Raw genomic sequence first — 22,719 nt, 5'->3', positions numbered from 1 at the left:
CAGCTCAGGGCTCGATGGCAACGCGGAACGCCTCGCCGGGACGCGCAAGCAGCAGCTCGAACGCCTCCCGCAGGTGCGCGAGAGGAAAGCGGTGGGTGATCATCTCGCCGACCCGGATTTTCCCTTCGGCAATCAGGCGGATAGCCTCCGGGTAGGAGCCGTAGCCGGTGCGCGCGCCCGTCATCCACACCTCTTTCGAGACGAGAACGCGGAGCGACTGAGGAACCGCCGTCAGCGCGACAAAAATGATCCGGCCATACCAGCTGACCGCATCCATCGCCAGCTGGGCGCTTTGTTCCGTGCCGGCAGTTTCGATGATAAGGTTCGGCGTTTCCCCAGAGAGCGCGAGGATGCGCTTGGCGGCATCGCCATCGCGCGGATTAACGATCTCGTCCGCGCCGAGCTGGGCAGCGAGGGCGAGCCGCTCCGGGACGATCTCGACCGCGATAACGCGGTGGCCGCGCAGCTTTGCGACCTCGACCGTGGCAAGCCCGATCGGTCCGGCGCCAATTACGACGACCGTCTCGTCGCCCCGCCGGTCGGCAAGGCGAGCGTCGAAGACATGGAGCGCAACCGCTACGGGCTCGAGGGTCGCCGCTTCTTCGTCACTCAGCGACGGCGGGATATGGTGAACGTACCGCTCCGGAGCAACGACATACTCCTGCAGGCAGCCGTCGATGGTCATGCCCATGTGTGCCCAGTTGACGCAGAGGTTCGCTGCCCCCGCGCGGCAGGCCGGACACGCCCCGCACGACCGCGACGGCTCGAACGTGACCCGGTCTCCCGGGCGGACGCTCGTTACGTTCTCGCCGACCTCCGTGACGATGCCGACAAAATCATGGCCGAGGACACGCGCAGGAAAGGGGGTGCCTACTGGATGGTAGCGGCCCTCGTAGATGTGGACATCGGTGCCGCAGATCCCCGACAGGCGCACGGCCACTTTGACATCGGTCGGTCCGACCGGCGGCTCAGGGCGGTCCTCAATTCGGAGCTCGCGCGGATAGTAGAGCACGGCGGCGCGCATGCCGCTTCCTCCTCGCACCTTCTTCGGCAATTCTAGCGCTCCTGTCCGGAAACGAGGGGCAAACGGCGCGCGGAGAACCGGCCGCCGGCCGCCCGTTTGATACGACCAGAAATCCAGTGATATAACTCGGGCAGCCGCCATCCAAGGAAAGGAACCCGTCGATGCAGTTGCAAGACCGCCCCATCACCGACACCGGGCTCCAAGCGCTGGGGCTAACAAACCTCCGCAACATCTTCTGGAACCTGCCGCCTGCCGCCCTCTACGAGATCACAATTCGCAACGGCGAGGGGCAGCTCGCCAGCACTGGCGCCCTGGTGGTCGAGACGGGGGAGCACACGGGCCGCTCGCCGAACGACAAGTTCATCGTCCGCGAGCCCTCGACCGAAGCAGAGATCGACTGGAAGGCGAACAAACCGTTCGACCCAGCCAAGTTCGACGCCCTGCTCAGCCGGGTGCTTGCCTATCTGCAGAACCGGGACGTCTACGTCCTCGACTGCTACGCCGGCGCCGACCCGGCCTACCGGCTGCCGGTCCGCGTCATCAACGAAATCGCCTGGCACAACCTCTTCGCGCGCCAGCTGTTCATCCCTTCCTCCGCCATCGCGGAGCCGGAGGGTCGAGACCACCCGAACCGATTTACGGTCATCTCGGCGCCGAATTTCTTCGCTGACCCGGAGCGTGACGGTACGCGCACCGGCACCTTCATCATCCTGAACTTCGCCCGCCGCCTCATCCTGATCGGGGGAACAAGCTACGCGGGCGAAATCAAGAAGTCGATCTTCACCACTCTGAACTTCCTCCTGCCGGCGCAGAACATCTTTCCCATGCACTGCTCCGCGAATGTCGGCCGGAAAGGCGATGTCGCGATCCTCTTCGGGCTGTCTGGCACGGGGAAGACAACCCTCTCCGCTGACCCGAACCGTTCCCTCATCGGCGATGATGAGCACGGCTGGAGCGATGACGGGATTTTCAACTTCGAAGGCGGCTGCTACGCCAAAGTGATCAATCTGTCGCCTGAAGCCGAACCCCAGATCTACGCCGCAATCAACCGGTTCGGCGCGGTCCTCGAGAACGTCGTCCTCGACCCAGACACCCACGAGATGCTGCTCGACGATCAATCGAAGACCGAGAACACGCGCGCCGCTTATCCGCTCTCCTTCATTCCCGGCATCGAGCCGTCGGGCCGAGGAGGACACCCGCAGAACATCGTCTTCCTCACCGCCGACGCCTTCGGCGTACTGCCGCCGATCGCCAAGCTGACCCCGTCGCAGGCGATGTACCATTTCCTCTCGGGCTACACTGCGCGGGTTGCCGGGACCGAGAAGGGCGTTACCGACCCGGAGGCGACGTTCAGCACCTGCTTCGGCTCGCCATTCATGGTGCGCGAGCCGGGAGTGTATGCGCGGCTGCTCGGTGAGAAGATCGCCCGGCACGGCGCGAAGGTGTGGCTGCTCAACACCGGCTGGCAAGGCGGGCCGTACGGCGTCGGCCAGCGGATCTCCATCCGCCACACCCGCGCCTTGCTCAACGCGGCACTGAACGGCGACCTCGAGGACGTGCCGACCACGCCCCATCCCATCTTCGGGGTGCACGTTCCCCGCTCCTGCCCGGGCATCCCGTCCGACCTGCTCGACCCGCGCCAGAACTGGGCCGACAAAGACGCCTACGACGCGCAAGCCCGCAAGCTCGCCCGGATGTTTGTGGAAAACTTTCAAAAATATGCCGCCGGGACGACGGACGAGGTGCGCAACGCCGGCCCCCGCGTCTAAAACGCGCGCCCGTTCACCCCGTGCGGCGCCTCCGATGCCGCAGCCGTGAGGCGCGGAGGCTGGCGCCGAACGCCGCCAAAACGCGCGGCTGCGTCCGGCGCGCTCCTGCGGCGAGTTCAGGGCACAAAGCGGACCCGCAAGCAGCAACCCTGCTGCTTCCAGAACGCGGCTGCACTCAGCGGGCAGCGGCGCATGATCGCAGCGCCTTCCTACGGGCGCATAGCGCAGCCGGCCGTTCCTCCGTTCGCGCGCAGCGCTCCGCGCCGCGCCTGCTGATGCTGCCCAACCGCCCGCCGAAGCGGTAGCATACCGGGCGATGCGCTCGTTCAAACTGCTGCTCGACGTGCTGATGGGGGCAGTTCTTCCGATTGCCGTCCTGCAGTGGCTGTCCGGCCCGCTCACGCCGCCGGTTGCCTATGTCGTCTCGGCGCTGATCCCGGTCGGCTGGGTGATCGCCGACCTCATTTTTCTCACCAAACGGTTCAACTTCATCACGAGCTACACCGGCTTGTCGGCGGTCGTCCGTGGCGCCCTCGCCTTCTGGTTTGTCGATGGGCTCCTCTTCGCGATTAAGGACACGGTCGGCATCGCGCTGAGCGCGCTGCTGTTTGGCGGCTCAGCCGCAGTCGGCAGGCCGCTCTTGCAGTATTTCCTCATCCAAGGCTTGGCTCCTCCGACACGCGCCGACGAGCAGGAGCTGCGCGACTTGATCCGGCAGCCGCCGATTTTCCGCCGGTTTCTGACCGGAACAGTCGCGTTCGCCGGCGTGAACGCGGCGCTGGCGGCGCTCAACTTCTGGCTCAACCTGACGATCGTTGTCGCTCCGTTCGGAACCGAGGCGTTCAATCAGCAGGTCGCCCAGGTCAATGCGATCATGCGCGTCGTCGCCGTCCCCGAGATCGCGCTGCTCCTCGCCGTATTCGCCTACGCAGCGCTCGGGGTATACCGCGCGCTGCCCGTGGCCCCCGGACAGTCGCCCTGGGAAAGCGACTTTTGGGAACTGATGCGCCGGCGGGCTGGTCGCCTCGCTTCTGGCGGGGCAACCTCATCGACGCCGGACTAGGCGGAGATCCCGCGCTCGCGCAGCACCCGCGCCATCGTCTCTCCCAGCTTGACATGGGTATCGACAACGACGGCGCCGGCGGCCTCAAGCGCCGCCACTTTGCTCTCCGCGGTACCGGTGCCGCCGCTGATGATCGCGCCGGCGTGCCCCATCCGCCGGCCGGGAGGAGCGCTCCGGCCGGCAATGAAAGCGACCACGGGCTTGGTCACATGCTCCTTGATGAAGGCAGCGGCATCCTCTTCGGCGGTGCCGCCGATCTCCCCGACAAGGACGATCGCCTGCGTCTCCGGGTCGGCCTCGAACATCGCGAGCACTTCGATGAAATTCGTCCCGTTAACCGGGTCGCCCCCGATCCCGACCGCCGTGGATTGCCCAAGGCCGTTGTGAGTCAGAAGAGCGACTGCTTCGTAGGTGAGCGTCCCGCTGCGCGAGACGACACCGACCCCGCCGGGGCGAAACATATAGGTCGGCATGATCCCGACGCGCGCCTTCTCGCCGGGGCTGGTGACGCCGGGACAATTTGGACCAATCAGCCGCGCCCCTCGCTTGGCGAGGTACGGTTTCACCTTCACCATGTCGAGCGTTGGCACGCCATCAGCGATGCAGACAATAAGAGAGATGCCCGCATCGGCCGCTTCTACGATGGCGTCGGCAACCCCTGCTGCCGGCACGGAGACGAGGCTAGTGTTCGCGCCTGTCTCGCGCACTGCTTGTTCCACTGTGTTAAAAACCGGAACCCCCTCGACGTTGGCGCCGCCGCGGCCCGGGGTGACGCCGGCCACGACGTTGGTGCCGAACTCGCGGCTGATGCGGGCATGAAAGCTGCCCTCGCGCCCGGTAATCCCTTGGACCACGAGGCGACAGGTGCGGTCAAGCAAGATCGCCACAACCGTCTCCTTCAGCAGTAGATCTCATCGGCGGGCCGCCTCGACCGCTTTCCGAGCACCATCGAGCAGGTCGGTCGCGACAATGATCGGCAGCCCCGACTCGGCGAGCATGCGCTTTCCTTCTTCGGCGCGGGTGCCATCGAGCCGAACAACGAGGGGAAGGTTGAGGCCGACTTCGCGCACCGCCTCGATGATCCCGGTCGCGATAGTATCGCCGCGGGCGATGCCGCCAAAAATGTTGACCAGGATCGATTTCACGTCCGGGTCAGAGAGGATGACGCGAAAAGCGCTCGCCACCCGGTCAGCGCTCGCCGCCCCAACATCGAGAAAGTTGGCGGGCGCGCCGCCCACCAGCTTGATCACGTCCATCGTCGCCATCGCGAGGCCGGCCCCGTTGACCATGCAGCCGACAAAGCCGTCGAGTTTGACATAAGCAACGCCGGTCTCCGACGCCTTGACCTCGAGCGGGTCTTCCTCGTCGAGATCGCGCATCGCGCGGATCTCTGGATGGCGGAAGAGCGCATTGTCATCGAAGGTGATCTTGGCGTCGAGCGCCAGCACCCGCCCGTCGTGGGTGACAACGAGGGGATTGATCTCGGCGAGGGAACAGTCTTTCTCTTCGAACAGCCGAACCAAGCGGCCGATCAGATCCGCCACTTGGCGCACCTGCTCCCACGGCAACCCCATTCGAAAGCCGAGGTCGCGCCCTTGGAAGCTGAGGAAGCCGATCGTCGGGTCGACATGCGCGCGCAGGATCTTCTCAGGCGACGCAGCGGCAACCTCTTCGATCTCCATGCCGCCCGCCTCGCTCGCCATCACGACCACTTGGCCGACTTTCCGATCCAGCGTGATGCCGAGATAGAGTTCGCGCGCGGGGGACATCGCTTCTTCAATCAGGACGCGATGGACATGCTGGCCTTCTGGGCGGGTCTGGGGGGTTTTCAGCTTCATGCCGAGGATCGACCGCGCCGCCGCCTCAAGTTCATCGCGATTGGCGGCGAGTTTGATGCCTCCCCCTTTGCCCCGGCCGCCGGCGTGGATCTGGGCTTTGACAACGACCGGATAGCCGATGTCGTCGGCAATCTGGATGGCTTCGCGAACGGTATCTGCGACCGCGCCCTTTGGGACGGGAATACCGTAGTCGCGCAACAACGATTTCGCTTGGAATTCATGGATCTTCATTGTCGATCCCCGCTGGGTTCGTGGAAGGCGCGGCCTGGCGGGCGAGCGTCTCGGAGCGTGTCGTAGCTCGCCACGGCAGTGTAGCATAGCGCCGGCTCCGGGCGAGGGGGGTGGTACAATTGGGCAGCACTGTCCCCACCTAGGTCGCGCTCCGACGGCGATAAGGCGCGCTCGGCCGCGATCCCGAGGAGGAAAGGGATGGGCCGCACCCGTATCCGGGTCGGCGCAGCGACTGACGTCGGTCGCACTCGCAGCCACAACGAAGACAACTACGGCCTCCGAGTGCCAGATGCGGGCGAGGTTGCCGACCGCAAGGGGATCCTCCTCGTTATCTGCGACGGAATGGGAGGACATGCTGCCGGCGAGGTCGCTTCGCAGCTCGCGGTGGAGACGATCCTAACGAGGTACTACGACAGCCCGGCAGATGACCCGACCGAAGCGCTGATCCAAGCGGTGACGCTCGCCAACCAAAAAATCTTCCAGCAGGCAGCGGAGCGCCCGGAGCAGCGCGGCATGGGCACCACCTGTGTTGCTGTCGTCCTGCGGGGCGATGAGTTGACAGTTGCCCACGTCGGGGATAGCCGCGCCTACCTGCTGCGCAACGGGGTGCTCACCCGCCTCACCCGCGACCACAGCCTTGTCGAGGAATGGGTGGAGAAGGGGGTCCTCCCCGCCGCCGAGGCAGATCACCACCCGATGGCTAACGTGATCACCCGCGCTCTCGGCCACGGGCCCACGGTCCAAGTCGAGGTCCGACAGGAACGCGCCCTCCTTGGCGACATTCTCATGCTCTGCTCCGACGGACTGTCGGGCAAGGTAAGCGAGGAGGCGATGCGCGCGACACTTCTCCAGCAAGCGGACCCGAAAGCGGCGGTGGCGGACTTGATCGCCCTCGCCAACGATGCTGGCGGCTCCGACAACATCAGCGTCATCGTGGCGCGGATCGAGGAGATCGCTCCCGCTGGCGCATCGGCGAACGGGGACGCGCTTGAGCCGACGGGGCGGCAGACGCTCCGCCTTGCTGCGCGCGCGCGCGACGATCCCTCTCCCCGTCCGATGACGACGGCAGCCGAGCGCGCTGCCGCGCCGTCGGGGCGCACCCTTGTGATCCGCGGCTGCTCTTTCGTCGCTGCCGCCGCGCTGGCGGTGCTGCTCGTCATTGCGCTCGTGGTCGCCGGCGCGCTCCTTGGCTGGATCCCCGGCCTCCGGCTGGTCGACGCCGTGCCCTTCTGGCCGTCGGTGGCGACGTTCCGCTAAGAGCGGGGTCGTCTAGCGCAGTTGGGGCGCAGGAACGATCCGCGTGTAGGGCCGCCCCGTTCGCGGATCCTCCTCGCAGTAGAGCGCGAGATTTTTCTCCTGAAGCTTCTTCAGAAAGCGATCCCAGGTGAGCGGGACAAAGCGAGCGAACGTGTGGCCGGGGAACCAAATACGAAGAATGCCGACCTCATCGCCGACATAGGTGTTGGCAAGATGGCCCGGTTTGCCGCCATGCGCTTCCACCCATTCGCGGATGACGTCGGGATGTACGAGCACCATGCCGCTGCCACGGTCGTTTGAGCGGCGCCGGCTAGACCAGGGCATTGTCCCCAACTCCCGTTTTCTCCTTCGACAGGCGCGAGCGCGCAGTAGCCGCGTGAGGGAATCAGGTGTAGTGTACCACGAGTGTCCCGCTATTTATACCGAGTACTGAGCGCATTTCACATTCGGCTCATGAGGCTTGCCTGCGCCAGCGATTGACGGATCATGACAAACTCGCTGACGTTTTCCGGGGTGAGCATGCCGACGAGGTGGCCATCGTCGAAGACCAAGAGGGGAATGCGGCTCGAAGCAAAATGCTCGAGAGCGACGGCGAGGTCATCATTCGGCGTAACACGCACGAAATCGCGCACCATCGCCTCGGAGACATAAGTGTCGCGTCCTCCGCGCGCGAGAGCCGCCAGCAACCGGTCACGCGGCAGCACGCCGAGCACTTGATCCCCAAAGACGACCGGAAAGTCCTGCTGGGTGCCGGAGATCAACAGTTCGGCGGCATCGCCCAAGACTTGGCCGTGGCGGAGCGTGTCGAAGCGCGTGATCATCGCATCCCGCACCCGCGCGCCTGCGAGCACATCCTGAGTTTGGGCCATCACCGCTTCGCCTGATGCGCCAATGAAGAGGAAGAACGCGATGAGCACGAGGAACAGATTGAGCGAAAAGAGCCCGACGATGCCGAAGACGACCGCGAACATCTGGCCGACCGTCGCCGCGATCCGCGTTCCTCGGGCAATTCCCAGCCGTTGCGCAAGAAGCGCGCGAAGGATGCGCCCCCCATCCATCGGAAATGCCGGCAGCAGGTTGAAGGCGGCCAGCAAGACATTCGCGATGAAGACGCGCTGGACGAAATCTTCGGTGAAGAAGGGGCCGAGCGCTGGCGGACGCCCGACCACCACCACCATGCCTCCCCACAAGACCGCGGCGATCGCGACATTGACCATCGGTCCGGCAAGGGCGATCCAGAACTCCTGGTTCGGCTTCCCCATGCTGCTCAGCCGCGCAATGCCCCCGATCGGATAGAGCGTGATGTCAACCGTGCGGATGCCGTAGGCGCGCGCGGTCAAGGCGTGCCCCAGTTCGTGCAGCAGAACGCAGCCGAACAGTGAGACAATGAACGCCAGCTCGAGGAAGACATTGCCGCTTTGCTGCGCTTCCAGCCAGCCTAAAAATGCGAGGAGTAAGAAGAAGGTGAAATGGATCCGGATCGGAATGCCGAACACCCGGCCGATGGTGAACGACCCCATCGTCGGCGGCGGGTCGCGGCGGGGCGACGTGTTGTTGGTCGACGCAGTTCCGTTCATATCATAGCCATGCTCTTTGCTCGCCGCGCGAGCATTCATTTCTAATTCTACTGCGGGGAGCCACCGGCAAACCGGAAAGCGGGGTGAAGCATTGAAGCGGAGTGCCCGACTTGGTATACTATGCGTGTACCGCGGGGTAGAGCAGTGGCAGCTCGTCGGGCTCATAACCCGGAGGTCGTAGGTTCGAATCCTACCCCCGCCACCACGTGCGTCAGCAGTTTCCGTCCTCACCGATGACGGACCCGGTCACGGCGGCAGTCCAGCACGCCCTTGCGAGCGGGCTGCTTGCACGCGACCAGCGGGTCGTCGTCGGCGTCTCGGGCGGCCCAGACTCGGTCGCCCTGCTCCTCGCGCTCCACGCCGCCGCGCTGCCCGTCGTCGCCGCTCACCTCAACCACCGCCTGCGCGGCGAGGAGTCTGACGACGACGAAGCGGCGGTGCGCGCAATTGCGAGCGCTCGCGGCATTCCGCTCCATGTTGAGCGCGCCGACCCCACGCGCTTTGAGCGCGGCAACCTCGAGGAACGGGCTCGAGCGGAGCGCTACGCTTTTCTCGCCCGAACCGCCCGTGCCGTCGGCGCCGCCGCGATCGCAGTCGGTCACACTGCCGACGACCAGATCGAGACCCTCTTCCTTCGCCTCCTCCGCGGTGCCGGTCCTGCCGGCCTCGGGGGAATGGCGCCGCGCGCCTCCCTCACGCAGCTGACTGGCGACGACCTTCCGATCGTCCGCCCTCTGCTCGACGTCCCCCGCGATGCCACTCTCGCCTACTGCCGCGCGCAGGGGATCGAGCCCCGTCTCGACACCTCGAACGTCTCTGACCGCTTTCTCCGAAATCGCCTGCGGCGGCGCTTCCTGCCGGCACTCCTTCGCGAGAACCCGCGTCTGCGCGAGCGCCTCACCGCAACAATGGCGCTGCTGCGCGACCAGCATGCCTTCATCCGGAGCGAGGTCGAGCGCCGCTGGAGCGAGGTAGCCGGCCCGAGCGAGCACTCACTGCGCGTCGATCCGCTCACGCGCTGGCCGGCCGCGCTGGCGAGCGAGGCGATCCGGCGCGCCGCCGAGCAGCTGACCGGCCCGCCTTCGCCGCTCACGCTCGAGCACGTCGCGCGCGTGCTCGACGCCGCGCGCGCTGGCGCGCCGCGCCGCCTCCACCTCCCTCGCGACCTCGAGGCTGTTATTACCGGCCCCCTTCTCGAACTACGGCGGCGGCGCGCGCCGGCACCGCCGCCTGCCGTTCTCCTAACCGTTCCCGGGACGGCGCGTTTCGGCCCCTGGGAGCTGCGCGCCGACCGCCGCATCGCCACCGATGTCCGCCGCACAAGCGGTCCCCTCAGTGTCTGGGTGCGCAGCGCGGGGCCGTTCCTCATCCGCGCTCGCCGCCCCGGCGACCGCTTTCGTCCGCTTGGCGGCGCGGGAACGGTGAAGGTCCAGGACGAACTCGTGAATCGGAAGACGCCGCGCGACGAGCGCGATTTCCTGCCCGTGGTAACCGCGGAAGAGCGGATCGTGTGGCTTGTCGGCAGCCGGGTCAGCGCCGAGGAGGCGGTGATGGAGGGCGCGCCGGCGACGTGGATCGAGGCGCGGCGCGACGCTGGAGCCAGCTCTCTGCTACAGTCTAGCGCCGGGGAAGGCGATGGCCAGAGCAGAGCTGGGCGAGACGATCCTAACTGAGGAGGCTATCCAGCGCCGCGTCCGCGAACTGGGCGCAGCGATCACCCGTGACTATGCCGGGCGCGAGGTGGTTCTTGTTGGGGTCCTGAAAGGCGCGGCGATGTTCCTCGTTGACCTTGCCCGCGCGATCGAGCTGCCGGTGACCATGGACTTCATGGCGATCAGCAGCTACGGCCCGAGCACTGAGACGAGCGGGATCGTTCGCATTCTCAAAGATCTTGACGAGAGCATCGAAGGGAAAGACGTCCTCGTCGTTGAAGATATCGTCGATAGCGGGCTCACCCTGCGCTACATTCTTGACTATCTTCAAGCACGGAGCCCGGCGAGCCTGCGGGTGTGCGCGCTCCTCGACAAACAGGCGCCGCGCCGCGCGGACGTCGCGCTCGACTACACTGGTTTTCTCATCCCGAACCGGTTTGTGGTCGGCTACGGGCTCGACTACGCCGAGAACTACCGCAATCTCCCGTTCGTCGCCGAGTTGCGCCTTGTGAGCGACGATGGCGGAATGCCGGAACCCCTTTGATATACTCTCCTTGCTGGCCTGGTCGGCCGAGGCCGGCGTCGGGAAAGAGCAGCATGGATTCTCGGTGGCTCCGCAACAGCTTCATCTATCTCCTCATCTTGGTCGCGGTCATCGCGATCTTCTTCACCGTCTTTCCGCCCTCGCAGCCAAGCCAGAGCATCGACATGGCGACGGTGCTCGACATGGCGCGCAAGCAGCAGATCAGCAAGATTGAGGTTCAAGGCGACGCGCTGACGATCTACCAGCCGAACAACCGGGACCGGTTTACGTCGCGCAAGGAGCCGAACACGAGCCTCGTTCAGATTTTCGAGCGAGAGGGGATCCCGGTCGGACAGGACGGGATCCAGATCGTCGTCAAAGAGCCGAGCCAGTTCGGCAGCTGGATCACGCTTTTCGTCAACTTTCTGCCGCTCCTCTTCTTCGGGGCGATCCTGCTGTTCATGATGCGCCAAGCGCAAGGGACGAACAGCCAGGCCATGAACTTCGGCAAGAGCCGCGCCCGCATGTTCACCGCGAACCGGCCGACTGTCACCTTCGCGGATGTCGCCGGGGCGACCGAGGCGAAGCAAGAACTGCAGGAAGTGGTCGAGTTCCTCAAATATCCCGAGCGCTTCGCCGCCCTCGGCGCCCGCATCCCCCGCGGCGTCCTCCTCGTCGGCCCGCCCGGCACCGGCAAGACCCTCCTCAGCCGGGCCGTTGCCGGTGAAGCGGGGGTGCCCTTCTTCTCAATCAGCGGCTCGGAATTTGTCGAGATGTTCGTCGGCGTCGGCGCCAGCCGCGTGCGCGACCTGTTCGACCAAGCGAAGCGCAACGCTCCCTGCATCGTCTTCGTCGATGAGATCGACGCCGTCGGCCGCCAGCGCGGCGCCGGCCTCGGGGGCAGCCATGACGAGCGCGAGCAGACGCTCAACCAAATCCTCGTCGAGATGGACGGCTTCGACACCAACACCAACGTGATCGTGATTGCGGCAACGAACCGGCCGGACATTCTCGACCCGGCGCTGCTGCGTCCCGGCCGGTTTGACCGGCAAGTGGTGCTTGACCGGCCGGACATCAACGGGCGGAAGCAGATCCTCGAGGTGCATGCGCGGGGGAAGCCGTTTGACCGGACGGTCAATCTGGAGACGATTGCGAAGCAGACGCCGGGGTTCAGCGGGGCGGACCTCGCGAACCTGCTGAACGAGGCGGCGATCCTGGCGGCGCGGCGGAACAAGAAGCTGATTGGGATGGACGAACTCGAAGAGGCGATCGACCGCGTGATCGCCGGCCCGGAGCGCAGAAGCCGGGTGATCACGGAGCGCGAGCGGCTGGTCACGGCGTACCACGAGGCTGGGCACGCCGTGGTCGCGCACGCGATGCCGAACGTCGACCCCGTCCATAAGATTTCGGTCGTGTCCCGCGGGATGATGGGCGGCTACACCCGCATCTTGCCCACGGAAGACCGCTATCTCTACACGCGCAGCCAGTTCAAGGATATGCTCGCGTGGGCGCTCGGCGGTCATGCTGCGGAGAAGCTGCGCTTCGGTGAGGTGACCACGGGGGCAGAGAACGATCTGGAACGGGCCACAACGATCGCCCGGCGGATGGTGATGGAATACGGCATGAGCGACAAGCTCGGCCCCCGCGCCTACGGTCGGCGCGAGGAATTGGTGTTCTTGGGCCGCGAGATCACCGAGACCAAGAACTACAGCGAAAAAGTCGCCGAGCAGATCGACAATGAAATCCATGCCCTCATCGATGAGGCCTACCAGCGCGCAGAGCAGGTCCTCCGCGAGCGCCGCGCTATCCTCGACACGCTTGCCCAAACCCTGATGACCCGCGAGACCATCGAGGGCGAGGAGCTGCTCGCTATTCTCGAGGGAACCTCGACCACCAGCCCCTCTGAGCCGATGCCGGCATCCGCACCAAGCGCCTAACCGCCCGCGTGCGAGAAGCTTTCGGGGAGGCTGGATGACGTTCGACGTAGCGGCACCGTCAGCCCAGCCTACCCTCCAGGCCATTCTCGACTCCATCGACCATGCTGTTTTCGCGCTCGATGCTCAGCTGCGGATCGTCTATTCCAACGCAGCGGCCCAGCAGTTCGCGCCCGACCTCGCCAGCCAGCAGCGGCTGCTCGCCGGCGTTCCCATCGACGACGTTCTTCGGGGCGAGACTGCTCGCCTCGTGAACGGGCTCCGCCGCGTCGCGGAGGGAGCGCTTGCTCGCTTCTCGTTTCGCTCTACCCTCGCGCAGTCAGGACGGACGGTCGAATTTCTCTGCACCCGGATCCGCGACGGCGCGTCCGGCGTGGTCCTGCTCGTCGAAGATATTTCCGATCACGTCCGGGTCCAGCGGCAGCTCGAAGGGCTCCAGCGGCTCTCGCGGACGCTTGCCCGTATCGACCGGCTGCACGATGCGGTCGCCGCGCTCGTCCACCAGCTCCCTCCCCTCATCGAGGCGGAAGTCGGCGCCCTCTACACGATCGACGACGACGAGATGCTGCACGTCCTCGGCAGCTGGGGAGCCGACCCGGCAGCGCTTGTCGAGCGGGCAGGGGAGCATGAACCGCTCGTACTCCTCGCGCTCCGCGCCCGCGAAGCGATCGTGGTGCCCTGCGCGACCGACCTTCCTCGCCGCGACGGCGCGTCGTTTCCCTCCCTCCGCGCCGCAATCGCCGCGCCCCTCCTCGGCAGCGGCCGGCCGCGGGGGGTGCTCCTGCTAGGCTACACTCGTCCCGTCGGGCCGTTTTCTCCCGACTACCTCGCGATGGTGGAGGCGATCTGCGACGAGATCGCGACGACGTTCGAGCGCGCCGACTTGGTCGAACGGCTCGCTCGCGAGGCACTGACCGACCCCCTGACCGGCATCGCCAATCGGCGCGCCTTCGAAGATACGCTGCGACGGCAGCATGCGCGGGCCCAGCGCGCCGCTCAAGCGTACGGCGTCGTGATGGCCGACATCGACGGAATGAAAGCGATCAACGACCAGTTCGGCCACGCCGCCGGCGACGCCGCTCTCCGGATGGTTGGCCGCGCCCTCGTGGGGGCGACGCGGGCGAGCGACTTTGTGGCGCGGATCGGCGGCGACGAGTTCGCCGTTCTCCTCCCCGATGCCGACCGGCGCGGCGTTCGGCTAGTGATTCACCGCCTCCGCCAAACTCTCCCGCTCGCCCTCACCTGGAAGGGACACCGCATTGCCGTCTGGTTTTCCGTGGGCGGGGCAGCATTTCCTGCTGATGGCGCCTCCGCCGAAACGCTTCTCCACCGAGCCGACCGCGCACTCTACCGCGCGAAGCGTCGGCAGAAAAGACGATTGGACAATGAACCCGATTGAGGTCGTGATCGAAATTCCGGCGGGCAGCCGCAACAAATATGAGTATGACCATCGGCGCGGGGTCTTTCGGCTCGACCGCGTGCTGTACTCCTCGGTTCACTATCCAGCCGACTACGGCTACATCCCCGAAACGCTCGAGCCGGATGGCGACCCCCTCGATGCGCTCGTGATCGTTCACGAGCCGACCTTCCCGGGCTGCCATGTCGCCGCAATTCCGATCGGCTGCCTCGACATGATCGATGACAAAGGCCAAGACCGAAAGCTGATCGCGGTGCCGGTGGGCGACCCGCGGCTCTCGCATATCGACTCGCTCGAAGCGCTGGGCTTTCATTGGCAGCGCGAAATCGAAAACTTCTTCCAGACATACAAGAGCCTAGAAGGCAAAGGGAGCGAGATCGTCGGCTGGCGGGACGCGGCCTTCGCCCTCCGCGTGCTTGAAGAGGCACGCGCGCGCTATCTCGCCCGCCTCGCTTCCGGATGAACGCCCTCAGGTCTCTGCGCGAGAGGGAGCGCGTCGGGCTGCCGCGATTAGAGCGGCTCTACCGTGAAGCGATACTCCTCGATCACGGGGTTCGCGAGCAGCTGCTTGCACATTGCGTCGACCTGCTGGCGCGCGCTCTCTTCGTCGGCGGCCTCGAGCCGCACTTCGAAATATTTGCCGGAGCGGACCGAGCGAACGCCGGAGAATCCGAGCGTCTGCAGCGCGCCCTGGATGGTGATTCCAGGCGGGTCATTGACTACCGGCTTCAAGCTGACGATCACTTTAGCGAGCCACACGTTCAATCTCCTCACCAGTCAACCGCCGGTAGGCTTCGCGATAGCGCGCGGCCATTGCCGCAATCACCTCGTCGGGGAGCGGCGGCGGCGGCGGCTCGCGGTTCCAGCCGCTAGCGGCGAGCCAATCGCGCAGCGGCTGCTTGTCGAAGCTTGGCTGTGGGCGCCCGGGACGGTACTGGTCCGCCGGCCAGAAGCGGCTGCTGTCGGGGGTGAGCAGTTCGTCGATCACGATCAGCTGATCGCGGTAGCGCCCGAACTCGAATTTCGTGTCGGCGATGATAATTCCCCGCTGAAGCGCATAGTCGGCGGCAAAACGGTAGAGGGCGAGCGTGCGGTCGCGCAGTTGCTCGGCCAGCGCGCCGCCCACCTGCGCCACGAGCTCATCGAACGTCATCGGCAGGTCGTGCCCTGTCTCCGCCTTGGTGGTGGGGGTAAAGATCGGTTCGGGGAGCGCTTCGCTTTCGCGCAGTCCGGGCGGAAGCGGCACGCCGCAGACCGCTCCGGTCTCGCGATACTGCTCCCACCCGGAGCCGGCAAGATAGCCCCGTGCCACGCATTCAACGTTGATCCGCTCGGCTTTGAGCACGATCATGGCGCGGTCAACGAGTTCGTCGGGAATGGGCTCCGCCAGCTCGCGGAGCGCTTCCGCATAGGGCCAGCCGGTCTCCCGCACGACAGCGATGAAATGGTTTGGCTGGATCGCCGCGGTGCGCTCAAACCAGAAGGCCGAAAGCAACGTCAGCACTTTGCCTTTGTCCGGGATCCCCTCGCGCATCACGACATCAAAGGCCGAAACCCGGTCGGTCGCCACAATCAGGAGACGATCGCCGAGATCGTAGGTATCGCGGACTTTGCCGCGGTGAAGCCGGTTGGGCAGGAAGGTCTCGAGAAGAACGGTCACACGCGCTCCGCTGAGGCGCGAGCAGTCTATCAGAACTCAGCGGCGGCTGTCGCGACGGCGCGCAGCCGCTCCTGCCGGGCCGCCAAATCGGCTGCGCCCGCCGCGATCCGGTCGGGAGCAGCAAACAGGGCGGCAAGGCCAAGGGCAAGCGCCCGCGCCGCAGCAGCCGCAGCAGCAACCGCCTCTTTCGTCATCGTCGCCGCCGCAAATTCCGGCGTTTTCGGCGGCGCCTCGGACACAAAGAGCGGAACGAGGAGGGCGGGGATGACCTGGGAAACGTTGCCGAAGTCGGTGGGCGCAGAGAGCTCCCACGGACCGCTCGGATCGCCGTCATACACTCGCCGCCACGCGTCCGCCATCGGCTCGCCGAGCGGCGGGCAGTCGATGAAATTGAGAAAAAGCCGTGAGTACGCTTCTCGCTCAACAGTTGCCCCGGCAGCGGCCGCCGACGCCTCCGCAGCCCGGACCAGCCGCCGCGCCGCGCGGCGCAGGCTGAACGGCTCGGGAGCGCGGACCCAGAACCGTGCCGCTGCCTTCTCCGGCACAATGTTCGGCGCAGCGCCGCCATTCGGCACGACCCCGTCTATCCGCGCCCCGGGCGGAAGATGCTGGCGCGCGGCATTGATGAGCAGAAACGTGCCGAGCGCCGCCTCGAGCGCGTTGATCCCCCGTTCCGGCGCTGAGGCAGCATGAGACGCCTTCCCCGTGAATCGCAGTTCGATCAGCTGTCCAGCCGGCGCGCTCGTGAGACGCGGCCGCCGGCTGTTGGTCGCGACGAGCAGGAACGCCGCGTCGACCTCATCAAGCAGCCCGCGCTCAAGGAGGAGTGCCTTCCCGCCCGCGCCGCGCTGATCCGGCTCAGAGGCGGGCGCGCCGATCGCGAGGAGACGACCGGGTATGTCCCCGACTGCCGCGAGCGCGGCGAGGGCGCTGACGCTCGCGGCAGCCGCAAGATGCTTTCCTGCGAGATGGCCCGCTTCCGGATGCGCGTCGTACTCAAGAAAGATGGCAAGAGCTGGACGCCCCTGCCCGAGCGAGGCCCGAAAGGCGGTGTCGAGGCCCGCAATCGGCTGCTCGACCGTGAAGCCCGCCGCTGACAGCGCGCCGGTGAGGCGCGCAGCCGCGCCATACTCCGCAAACCCCGGCTCCGGGCAGTTCGCGAGGTCGCCGGCAAGAGCGGCGAGCCGATCGATGCCGGTGCGCGCTGCTTCGTCTACAGCCGCAAGGTGGCGTTTGCGCAGTGTCATCTGTTGATCATACTGAATCGAGCAGCGGACTATAATTCGAGCGATGAGACATCGTCACCTGGATCGTTCCAGATGACTGACGAGGAAAAGCGTGGTTTCTCAGAACGGTCGAGTTGTTCTCCTCATTGACTACGACAACTTCGAGATCTGTGTTCGACGCGACCTCCAGACGATTGCCGACCTGAGCCCCGTTGTCGCCTATGCGCAGACCCTCGGCACCGTGGTTGCCGCCCGCGCTTACGGTTCGTGGGATGACCCGAACGTGCGCATGATGGTGTATCGGACGGGAGTTGAGCCGGCCTTCGCGCCGGTGTTCCAGCCCGCTCTCGGCCAACAGGGAAGCGGAAAGAGCGTCGCCGATACCGCGCTCGTCGCTGATGGGGTTGATCTGCTGCATCTGCTCCGGCCTGATGTGCTTGTTGTCGTCTCCTCCGATAAGGACCTGATGCCCCTCGTGCGAATGGCGCGGCTGCGCGGTGCCCATGTCGTGGTCGTCGGGAGCGATTACACCGCCGCCCAGCTGGCCCAATCGGCCGACCGCTTGGTCACCTACCGCGAGCTTGTCGGCGGCCCACGCCGCCGGGGCGTTCCCATGCCTGCAGGCCAGACGCCGCTCTCCGGCGCGCTTCAGCCGGCGTATCGTCCGCAGCCGACTGCGCCCGGCGCCGCGAGCGACGCGATGGAAGACGCCGGCGTTCCCCCGGCGGTCGTGCCGCCCGTCGCCGCCGCCCCGGTGACCGAGCCTTCTTCTGCCGAGGCGCCGGCGCCGAGTTCGTCGAAACGGCGGCGGCGACGGCGACGCGGCAGCCGGAGCGAGACACCCCGCACCGAGGAGAGCGCCCCGGACGCCGTCGCACCACAGATGGACCTCGCCGAGGCGATCAACGAAGCGGGGATCGTTGATGAAGCGAGCGCCGGCACCCTCGCTCCTCTGCCCCTCCCCCAGCGGAGCGAGCCCGCCGCCGCGAGCGCGCCCCAACCCGGACGCCGTCTTCCCTTCCGTCGGCCGGAAGTGCTTGCTCAGCTCGAGTCGCGCCGTCAGCCCGAGGAAGCTGTTCAACCTCGACCGCGTCCTCTGCCTTCTTCCAGCACCCCGCGGCGACCGCCAGCGCCTGAAGCAGAGCCGCTCGTCGAGCCATCGCCGCCGATCCTCGAGGGGGTCCGACGAGAGGAACCGCCTATCGGTCCCATCCGTGCCGCGGCAACCAGCTCGCGCGCTACCGAGCCGGAAGAGACAGCCGGGGTCGTGAGCGAGCCGAGCGAGGAGGAGATTGAAGTGGTGCGTCCGCCGCTCGAGTCTCTCCTCGGCCGCGTGATCGTTCACGCGGAAGAAGAGCCCACTGCCGCTGAAGCAGCGCTTGCCCATCTCGCTGAGGAGAGCGGCGGGGTCGACCCTGGGGTTGCGATGATCGCCGCCGATCTCGAAGAGCAGTACGGGCGTGACCGCCGACGCCGCTCCGAAATGGGCGACGCCGAGACCGGCGCCCCGCTGCCGATCGAAGCGGCCGAGCCGCGTCCGGCACCGGACCCGCTCACGATTTTGTTCGAGGCAGAAGGCGCCCCGGAAGCGTTTCGCGAAGCCGCCGAACAGGCTGCCGCGGCAGCGAAACCGCGCTCGCGGCGTCGCCGCGCCGAACGCGTTCCCCCGGCGGAAACGCCGCCGGCAACCGACCCTGACACGGCAGACCTGACCCCGAACGCCCCGCCCGCGAGCGCCGAAGCCCCGCCCGGCAGCGACCCCGACACTAACGACCTCACCCCCGAGCCGCTTCCGGCCAGCCTCGAAGCGCCGCCGCGCACCGACCCCGACAGCGCGGAGATCACCGAGCTGATCGAGACTGCGCCTGCGGCCGCGCCGTCTCCCGCGCGCCGCTCCGGGAGGCGACGGCGGTAGCAGCGCCGCTTCCGCCGCATTCAGCGTGGGGGCGGTTCACTGCATGAACCGCCCGCCGTCAACGATGAGCGTCTGGCCGGTGATGAAGCGCGACTGATCGGAGGCGAAGAACAGCACCGCATTGGCGATATCCTCCGGCTGGCCGCCCATTTTGAGGGGCGCTTCTTGGATCTGCGCTTCTTGGGCCTCGCGCGGGCGGTCAGCATTCCAGCGCGTGAAGACGAGCCCGGGGGCAACCCCATTGACGCGGATGACCGGCCCCAGCGCTTTCGCGGCGACGCGGGTGAGATGGTTCAGCCCTGCTTTGGAGACAGAATAGGCCGCAGAACTGCCGACCGGCGCGATGCCGCCGACCGACGAGACATTGACGATGACCCCCTTGCCCTGTGCCCGCATGTAGGGGACAACCGCCTTGATGCAAAAGAACGGCCCATTCAAGTTGACCGCCAGCACCCGCGTCCACAGCGCCTCATCCACCTCGTCGAAACTGCAGTAGCGCGTTGTCGCTGCGTTGTTGACGAGGATGTCGATCCGGCCGAAACGCGCGACCACCGCATCGACCATCCGCCGGACCTGCGCCGAGTCGGCGACATCGGCGCGGATGGCGATGCCCCGCTCTCCCAGCATGGCAACCGTGTCGGCCGCCTCCTGCTCTGACCGCGAGTAGTTAACGGCGACCCCGGCCGCTCCTTCCGCAGCAAACCGGAGGGCCACCGCGCGGCCAATTCCGCTGACCCCGCCCGTCACAAGCGCGACCTTGCCTTCAAGCAGCATCCCTCTCCTCCTTCGAGCGGTGCTACTATACTGTTCCATGACGGAGCTGCTGCTGATCGCCTCCACGAACCCCGGCAAGCTGCGCGAGCTTCGCCAAGCGCTCGCGGACCTGCCCTACCGGCTTGTAACCCCGGCCGACCTCGGCATCCGCGCCTCGGTTGAGGAGATCGGCACCACCTTCGAAGAGAATGCCATCCTGAAAGCGACTGCATACGCCGCGATGGGCGAATGCCTCGCCCTCGCCGACGACTCGGGGCTTGAGGTCGACGCCTTGGGCGGCGCGCCGGGGGTAGAGTCCGCGCGGTTTGGCGGCCCGGGGCTCGATGACGCTGGCCGCGTTCGCCTCCTTCTCGAACAGCTGGCAGATCTCCCGCCAGAGCGCCGCTCGGCGCGATTTGTCGCCCTCATTGCCATTGCCGACCCCACTGGTTCCGTCGTCACCTTTCGCGGCGTCTGCGAGGGGATAATCACAACGATGCCGCGAGGAACGGGCGGGTTCGGCTACGACCCCATCTTCCAGCCGCGCGGCGAGACGCGGACGATGGCCGAACTCACCCTTGAGGAGAAGCAGCGCCTCTCCCACCGCGGCCAAGCGATCGCGGCGGCGCGCGCGTGGCTGAGCGAGCGGGCGAAAGTGGGCGTATGAGCGACCTGACGCATTTCGATGAACGCGGCCGCGCCCGCATGGTCGACGTGTCTGCCAAGGAAGAGACGCTGCGGGTCGCGATCGCGCGCGGCCGCGTGACGATGCGGCCAGAGACCGCCGCCCTCGTCCGCGAGGGACGGGCAAGCAAAGGCGATGTGCTCGCGGTCGCGCAGATTGCGGGGATCATGGGGGCAAAGCGGACCCCCGATCTCATTCCCCTCTGCCATCCGCTCCCGCTTTCCGCGGTTGACCTGTCGTTCGAGCTCGGCGAGGACGCTATCGAGATCGAGGCGACCGTCACGCTGCGCGGCCGCACCGGGGTGGAGATGGAAGCCCTGACCGCGGTGACGGTAGCGGCGCTCACGATCTACGACATGCTGAAGTCGGTTGACCGCAGCATGCGCATCGAGGCCGTCCGGCTCGTTCACAAAAGCGGCGGGCGGAGCGGCACGATCGACCTTGAAGCGCGTGGGCGTTCTCCTCACCCCTCCAGCGAGTGAACCTCCCCCCCAGCGGCACCAAGCGGAGCGCTCTCCCCCTTCTCCGCCTGCCGCTGCCCTCGGCAGCGTACCAGCGCGCGCACGGGGCGCCGCGGCCGCCCCTGCCTGCGGCAGCTTAGAGCGCAGTGTAGCCGCCGTCGACGAGGTGGTAGCTCCCGGTGATGAACGACGCCTCATCCGAAGCGAGGAAACAGACCAACGCCGCCACCTCCTTCGGCGCGCCCATCCGCTTCACCGGATGCAGCTGCGTGATCGCCTGCATCGCCTCTTCGTTCAGATGCCGGGTCAGCAGCGGCGTGACAATAAAGGCAGGACCGACGCTGACGGCCCGAATGCCCGCCGTGGCATACTCAACGGCCGCTGACTTGGTCAGGCCGATGACCGCATGCTTGGCAGCAACATAGGCCGGGGCGTTCGCAAAGGTGACTGTGCCGAGAATAGAGGCCATGTTGACGATCACGCCGCCGCCATTCGCCAGCATCGCCGGAATTTCGTAGCGCATGCCGTAGAAGACGCCGTTCAGGTTGACGTCGATGACCTGCTTCCACCCTTCGATCGAGTACGACCCGACGGGGTTCGCCTCGCCGCCGATGCCCGCATTGTTCACCGCCACGTCGAGCCGACCAAACGTCTCCACCGTAAAGCGCACCATTGCCTCAACCGAGGCCGGGTCGGCTACATCAACCTTGACGGGACGCGCCGTTCCCCCCGCATTCACCACCTCGCCAACAACCCGCTCAGCCCCCGCAAGATCGATGTCGGCAACCACGACGTTGCCGCCTTCTGCCGCGAACTGCTTGACGCACGCCTCGCCAATCCCGGAGCCGCCACCAGTCACCAGGATCACTTTGCCGTCGAACCGCTTTGTCATCTTGCCTCGTCTCTCCCGCTGCACATTCTCGCCGCCGGCTTGCAGCGCTCCCTGAGAAGGGATGCCGCCCGGCTGTCACTGCCTAGGATCGTCGAGAGCCGCCTCACTTGTCGAGTGAGCACTGGCCGGGGAAGCGAGACCTCATCCTTCGGACGCCCCGGGCGCAGTCCCCCCGCCCTCGAGCAGCGCTCGGCAATGCTCGCAGGCAATCATCGGCGCATCCGCCGGCGCAGGGAACCAGAGGCGCTCGACGATCGCCCCCGCAACGGCGCGGGCGACAGCGCGAAGCGGAAGCCGGCTTACGTCCCTTTCGTCGAGGCCGCTTTCGCCGAAGAATGCGCCCGCGAGGATGCCGTAACGCGCCCGCTCGGGGGGACCGACAAAGCGCAGTCCCTCTGCAAACGTCGCCGCTGCGCGGAGCGCCTCCGTCGCCACGCCAAGCGGCGGCAGCGCGTCGCGAGATGTGCCCGCGAGAATGCGCGCCATCACTGCTGCCGCCTGCCGCGCTGTCGCCTTCTTCGCCGTCCGTCCCACCCACTCGGCGGCCAACGCTTCATCTCCTCCCTGCCAGAGCGCGGCGAGAGCGCCGGCTACGGCAGCATCCCCCTCCTCGAAACCGTCCGGGTCGGCCTCATCTTCCTGAGCGAGGAGCATTTCGCAGCGTTCGAGGATCCCGCGAGCGGCTATCCCATCAGCGAGGGCGAGCCCCAGAAACGCGCCGCGATAGCGGTCGAGCGTGTCTCGGCGATGCTGATTGAGTGCGAGAGAGGTGTCAGCCATCGAGCAGCACTCCTTCGGAGGGAGCGTACCAGGCGCTGCTGCTCGAGGGAAAGCCGTCGCCT

22 protein-coding genes and 1 tRNA gene are annotated in these 22,719 nt (G+C 66.6%); 12 read left to right on the top strand and 11 right to left on the bottom strand.

From position 1 onward, the window contains the following. Positions 1 to 4 precede the first annotated feature (4 nt). Positions 5 to 1,024: an alcohol dehydrogenase catalytic domain-containing protein gene (locus tag NZ773_05720; GenBank protein ID MCS6801422.1), complete on the bottom strand. Its 1,020-nt coding sequence runs from the start codon at positions 1,022 to 1,024 to the stop codon at positions 5 to 7. A gap of 161 nt (positions 1,025 to 1,185) precedes the next feature. Between NZ773_05720 and pckA the strand changes: the two genes are divergently transcribed. After that, positions 1,186 to 2,793, top strand: coding sequence for a phosphoenolpyruvate carboxykinase (ATP) (gene pckA / locus NZ773_05715; GenBank protein MCS6801421.1), 1,608 nt, complete (start codon positions 1,186 to 1,188; stop codon positions 2,791 to 2,793). Positions 2,794 to 3,109: 316 nt separating this feature from the next. Beyond that, positions 3,110 to 3,856, top strand: a complete 747-nt coding sequence (locus NZ773_05710; protein MCS6801420.1) for a hypothetical protein — start codon at positions 3,110 to 3,112, stop codon at positions 3,854 to 3,856. Here the strand turns inward: NZ773_05710 and sucD are convergent. Both sucD and sucC read right to left on the bottom strand, forming a co-directional pair. Continuing rightward, on the bottom strand, positions 3,853 to 4,743 hold the full coding sequence (sucD, locus tag NZ773_05705; GenBank protein MCS6801419.1) for a succinate--CoA ligase subunit alpha: 891 nt from the start codon (positions 4,741 to 4,743) through the stop codon (positions 3,853 to 3,855). The genes NZ773_05710 and sucD overlap by 4 nt on opposite strands. A gap of 24 nt (positions 4,744 to 4,767) precedes the next feature. Then, entirely contained in the window at positions 4,768 to 5,925 is a 1,158-nt protein-coding gene (sucC, locus tag NZ773_05700; GenBank protein ID MCS6801418.1) for an ADP-forming succinate--CoA ligase subunit beta, read from the bottom strand. A 198-nt stretch (positions 5,926 to 6,123) separates the two neighbouring features. Here sucC and NZ773_05695 point away from each other — a divergent pair, with 198 nt between their 5' ends. Further along, the gene (locus NZ773_05695) at positions 6,124 to 7,182 is read left to right on the top strand and encodes a Stp1/IreP family PP2C-type Ser/Thr phosphatase (GenBank protein MCS6801417.1); all 1,059 of its coding nucleotides are present in this window, start codon (positions 6,124 to 6,126) and stop codon (positions 7,180 to 7,182) included. Between the two features lie 12 nt (positions 7,183 to 7,194). Here the strand turns inward: NZ773_05695 and NZ773_05690 are convergent, their stop codons facing one another. Both NZ773_05690 and NZ773_05685 read right to left on the bottom strand, forming a co-directional pair. Next, the gene (locus tag NZ773_05690) at positions 7,195 to 7,506 is read right to left on the bottom strand and encodes a hypothetical protein (GenBank protein ID MCS6801416.1); all 312 of its coding nucleotides are present in this window, start codon (positions 7,504 to 7,506) and stop codon (positions 7,195 to 7,197) included. A gap of 116 nt (positions 7,507 to 7,622) precedes the next feature. Next, entirely contained in the window at positions 7,623 to 8,759 is a 1,137-nt protein-coding gene (locus tag NZ773_05685) for a site-2 protease family protein (GenBank protein ID MCS6801415.1), read from the bottom strand. A 130-nt stretch (positions 8,760 to 8,889) separates the two neighbouring features. On the opposite strand from NZ773_05685, the gene NZ773_05680 reads away from it, so the two are divergent. From NZ773_05680 to NZ773_05655, 6 genes are all read left to right on the top strand, one after another. Then, positions 8,890 to 8,964: transfer RNA gene (locus NZ773_05680), tRNA-Met, on the top strand. A 28-nt stretch (positions 8,965 to 8,992) separates the two neighbouring features. Then, on the top strand, positions 8,993 to 10,432 hold the full coding sequence (tilS, locus tag NZ773_05675; protein ID MCS6801414.1) for a tRNA lysidine(34) synthetase TilS: 1,440 nt from the start codon (positions 8,993 to 8,995) through the stop codon (positions 10,430 to 10,432). Further along, complete coding sequence (gene hpt / locus NZ773_05670) at positions 10,395 to 10,955, top strand: hypoxanthine phosphoribosyltransferase (protein ID MCS6801413.1); 561 nt, start codon at positions 10,395 to 10,397, stop codon at positions 10,953 to 10,955. Before tilS ends, hpt begins: the two co-directional genes overlap by 38 nt. 53 nt (positions 10,956 to 11,008) lie before the next feature. After that, positions 11,009 to 12,871, top strand: a complete 1,863-nt coding sequence (gene ftsH, locus NZ773_05665; GenBank protein MCS6801412.1) for an ATP-dependent zinc metalloprotease FtsH — start codon at positions 11,009 to 11,011, stop codon at positions 12,869 to 12,871. 34 nt (positions 12,872 to 12,905) lie between these two features. Next, a complete protein-coding gene (locus NZ773_05660) occupies positions 12,906 to 14,267 on the top strand; it encodes a diguanylate cyclase (GenBank protein ID MCS6801411.1) in 1,362 nt (453 codons plus the stop codon). Continuing rightward, positions 14,254 to 14,748 carry an inorganic diphosphatase gene (locus NZ773_05655; protein ID MCS6801410.1) on the top strand — a complete coding sequence of 165 codons (495 nt, stop codon included), beginning with the start codon at positions 14,254 to 14,256 and terminating at the stop codon, positions 14,746 to 14,748. The genes NZ773_05660 and NZ773_05655 overlap by 14 nt, the downstream gene beginning before the upstream one ends. A gap of 47 nt (positions 14,749 to 14,795) precedes the next feature. Here the strand turns inward: NZ773_05655 and purS are convergent, their stop codons facing one another. The 3 genes from purS to NZ773_05640 are packed head-to-tail and all read right to left on the bottom strand — an operon-like array spanning position 14,796 to position 17,192. Next, positions 14,796 to 15,044 (bottom strand): phosphoribosylformylglycinamidine synthase subunit PurS, encoded by a 249-nt coding sequence (gene purS / locus NZ773_05650; GenBank protein ID MCS6801409.1) that lies wholly within the window; start codon positions 15,042 to 15,044, stop codon positions 14,796 to 14,798. Further along, a complete protein-coding gene (locus NZ773_05645; GenBank protein MCS6801408.1) occupies positions 15,031 to 15,945 on the bottom strand; it encodes a phosphoribosylaminoimidazolesuccinocarboxamide synthase in 915 nt (304 codons plus the stop codon). The genes purS and NZ773_05645 overlap by 14 nt, the downstream gene beginning before the upstream one ends. Positions 15,946 to 15,974: 29 nt before the next feature. Further along, positions 15,975 to 17,192 carry a peptidase dimerization domain-containing protein gene (locus NZ773_05640; protein MCS6801407.1) on the bottom strand — a complete coding sequence of 406 codons (1,218 nt, stop codon included), beginning with the start codon at positions 17,190 to 17,192 and terminating at the stop codon, positions 15,975 to 15,977. A 91-nt stretch (positions 17,193 to 17,283) separates the two neighbouring features. Here NZ773_05640 and NZ773_05635 point away from each other — a divergent pair, with 91 nt between their 5' ends. Further along, positions 17,284 to 19,086 carry an NYN domain-containing protein gene (locus NZ773_05635; GenBank protein MCS6801406.1) on the top strand — a complete coding sequence of 601 codons (1,803 nt, stop codon included), beginning with the start codon at positions 17,284 to 17,286 and terminating at the stop codon, positions 19,084 to 19,086. A 36-nt stretch (positions 19,087 to 19,122) separates the two neighbouring features. Here NZ773_05635 and NZ773_05630 read toward each other — a convergent pair whose 3' ends face one another. Next, the gene (locus NZ773_05630) at positions 19,123 to 19,860 is read right to left on the bottom strand and encodes an SDR family oxidoreductase (protein ID MCS6801405.1); all 738 of its coding nucleotides are present in this window, start codon (positions 19,858 to 19,860) and stop codon (positions 19,123 to 19,125) included. A 37-nt stretch (positions 19,861 to 19,897) separates the two neighbouring features. Here NZ773_05630 and rdgB point away from each other — a divergent pair, with 37 nt between their 5' ends. Both rdgB and moaC read left to right on the top strand, forming a co-directional pair. Then, on the top strand, positions 19,898 to 20,506 hold the full coding sequence (gene rdgB, locus NZ773_05625) for an RdgB/HAM1 family non-canonical purine NTP pyrophosphatase (protein MCS6801404.1): 609 nt from the start codon (positions 19,898 to 19,900) through the stop codon (positions 20,504 to 20,506). Beyond that, on the top strand, positions 20,503 to 21,006 hold the full coding sequence (moaC, locus tag NZ773_05620) for a cyclic pyranopterin monophosphate synthase MoaC (GenBank protein ID MCS6801403.1): 504 nt from the start codon (positions 20,503 to 20,505) through the stop codon (positions 21,004 to 21,006). Before rdgB ends, moaC begins: the two co-directional genes overlap by 4 nt. A gap of 115 nt (positions 21,007 to 21,121) precedes the next feature. On the opposite strand, the gene NZ773_05615 is transcribed toward moaC, so the two are convergent. Both NZ773_05615 and NZ773_05610 read right to left on the bottom strand, forming a co-directional pair. Further along, entirely contained in the window at positions 21,122 to 21,877 is a 756-nt protein-coding gene (locus tag NZ773_05615) for a glucose 1-dehydrogenase (protein MCS6801402.1), read from the bottom strand. A 141-nt stretch (positions 21,878 to 22,018) separates the two neighbouring features. Then, complete coding sequence (locus NZ773_05610) at positions 22,019 to 22,657, bottom strand: hypothetical protein (protein ID MCS6801401.1); 639 nt, start codon at positions 22,655 to 22,657, stop codon at positions 22,019 to 22,021. Positions 22,658 to 22,719 lie beyond the last annotated feature (62 nt).

This window comes from Dehalococcoidia bacterium, from assembly GCA_025054935.1.
Taxonomy (GTDB): Bacteria; Chloroflexota; Dehalococcoidia; order SpSt-223; family SpSt-223; genus JANWZD01.
This window is presented reverse-complemented; position numbering and strand designations above follow the sequence as displayed.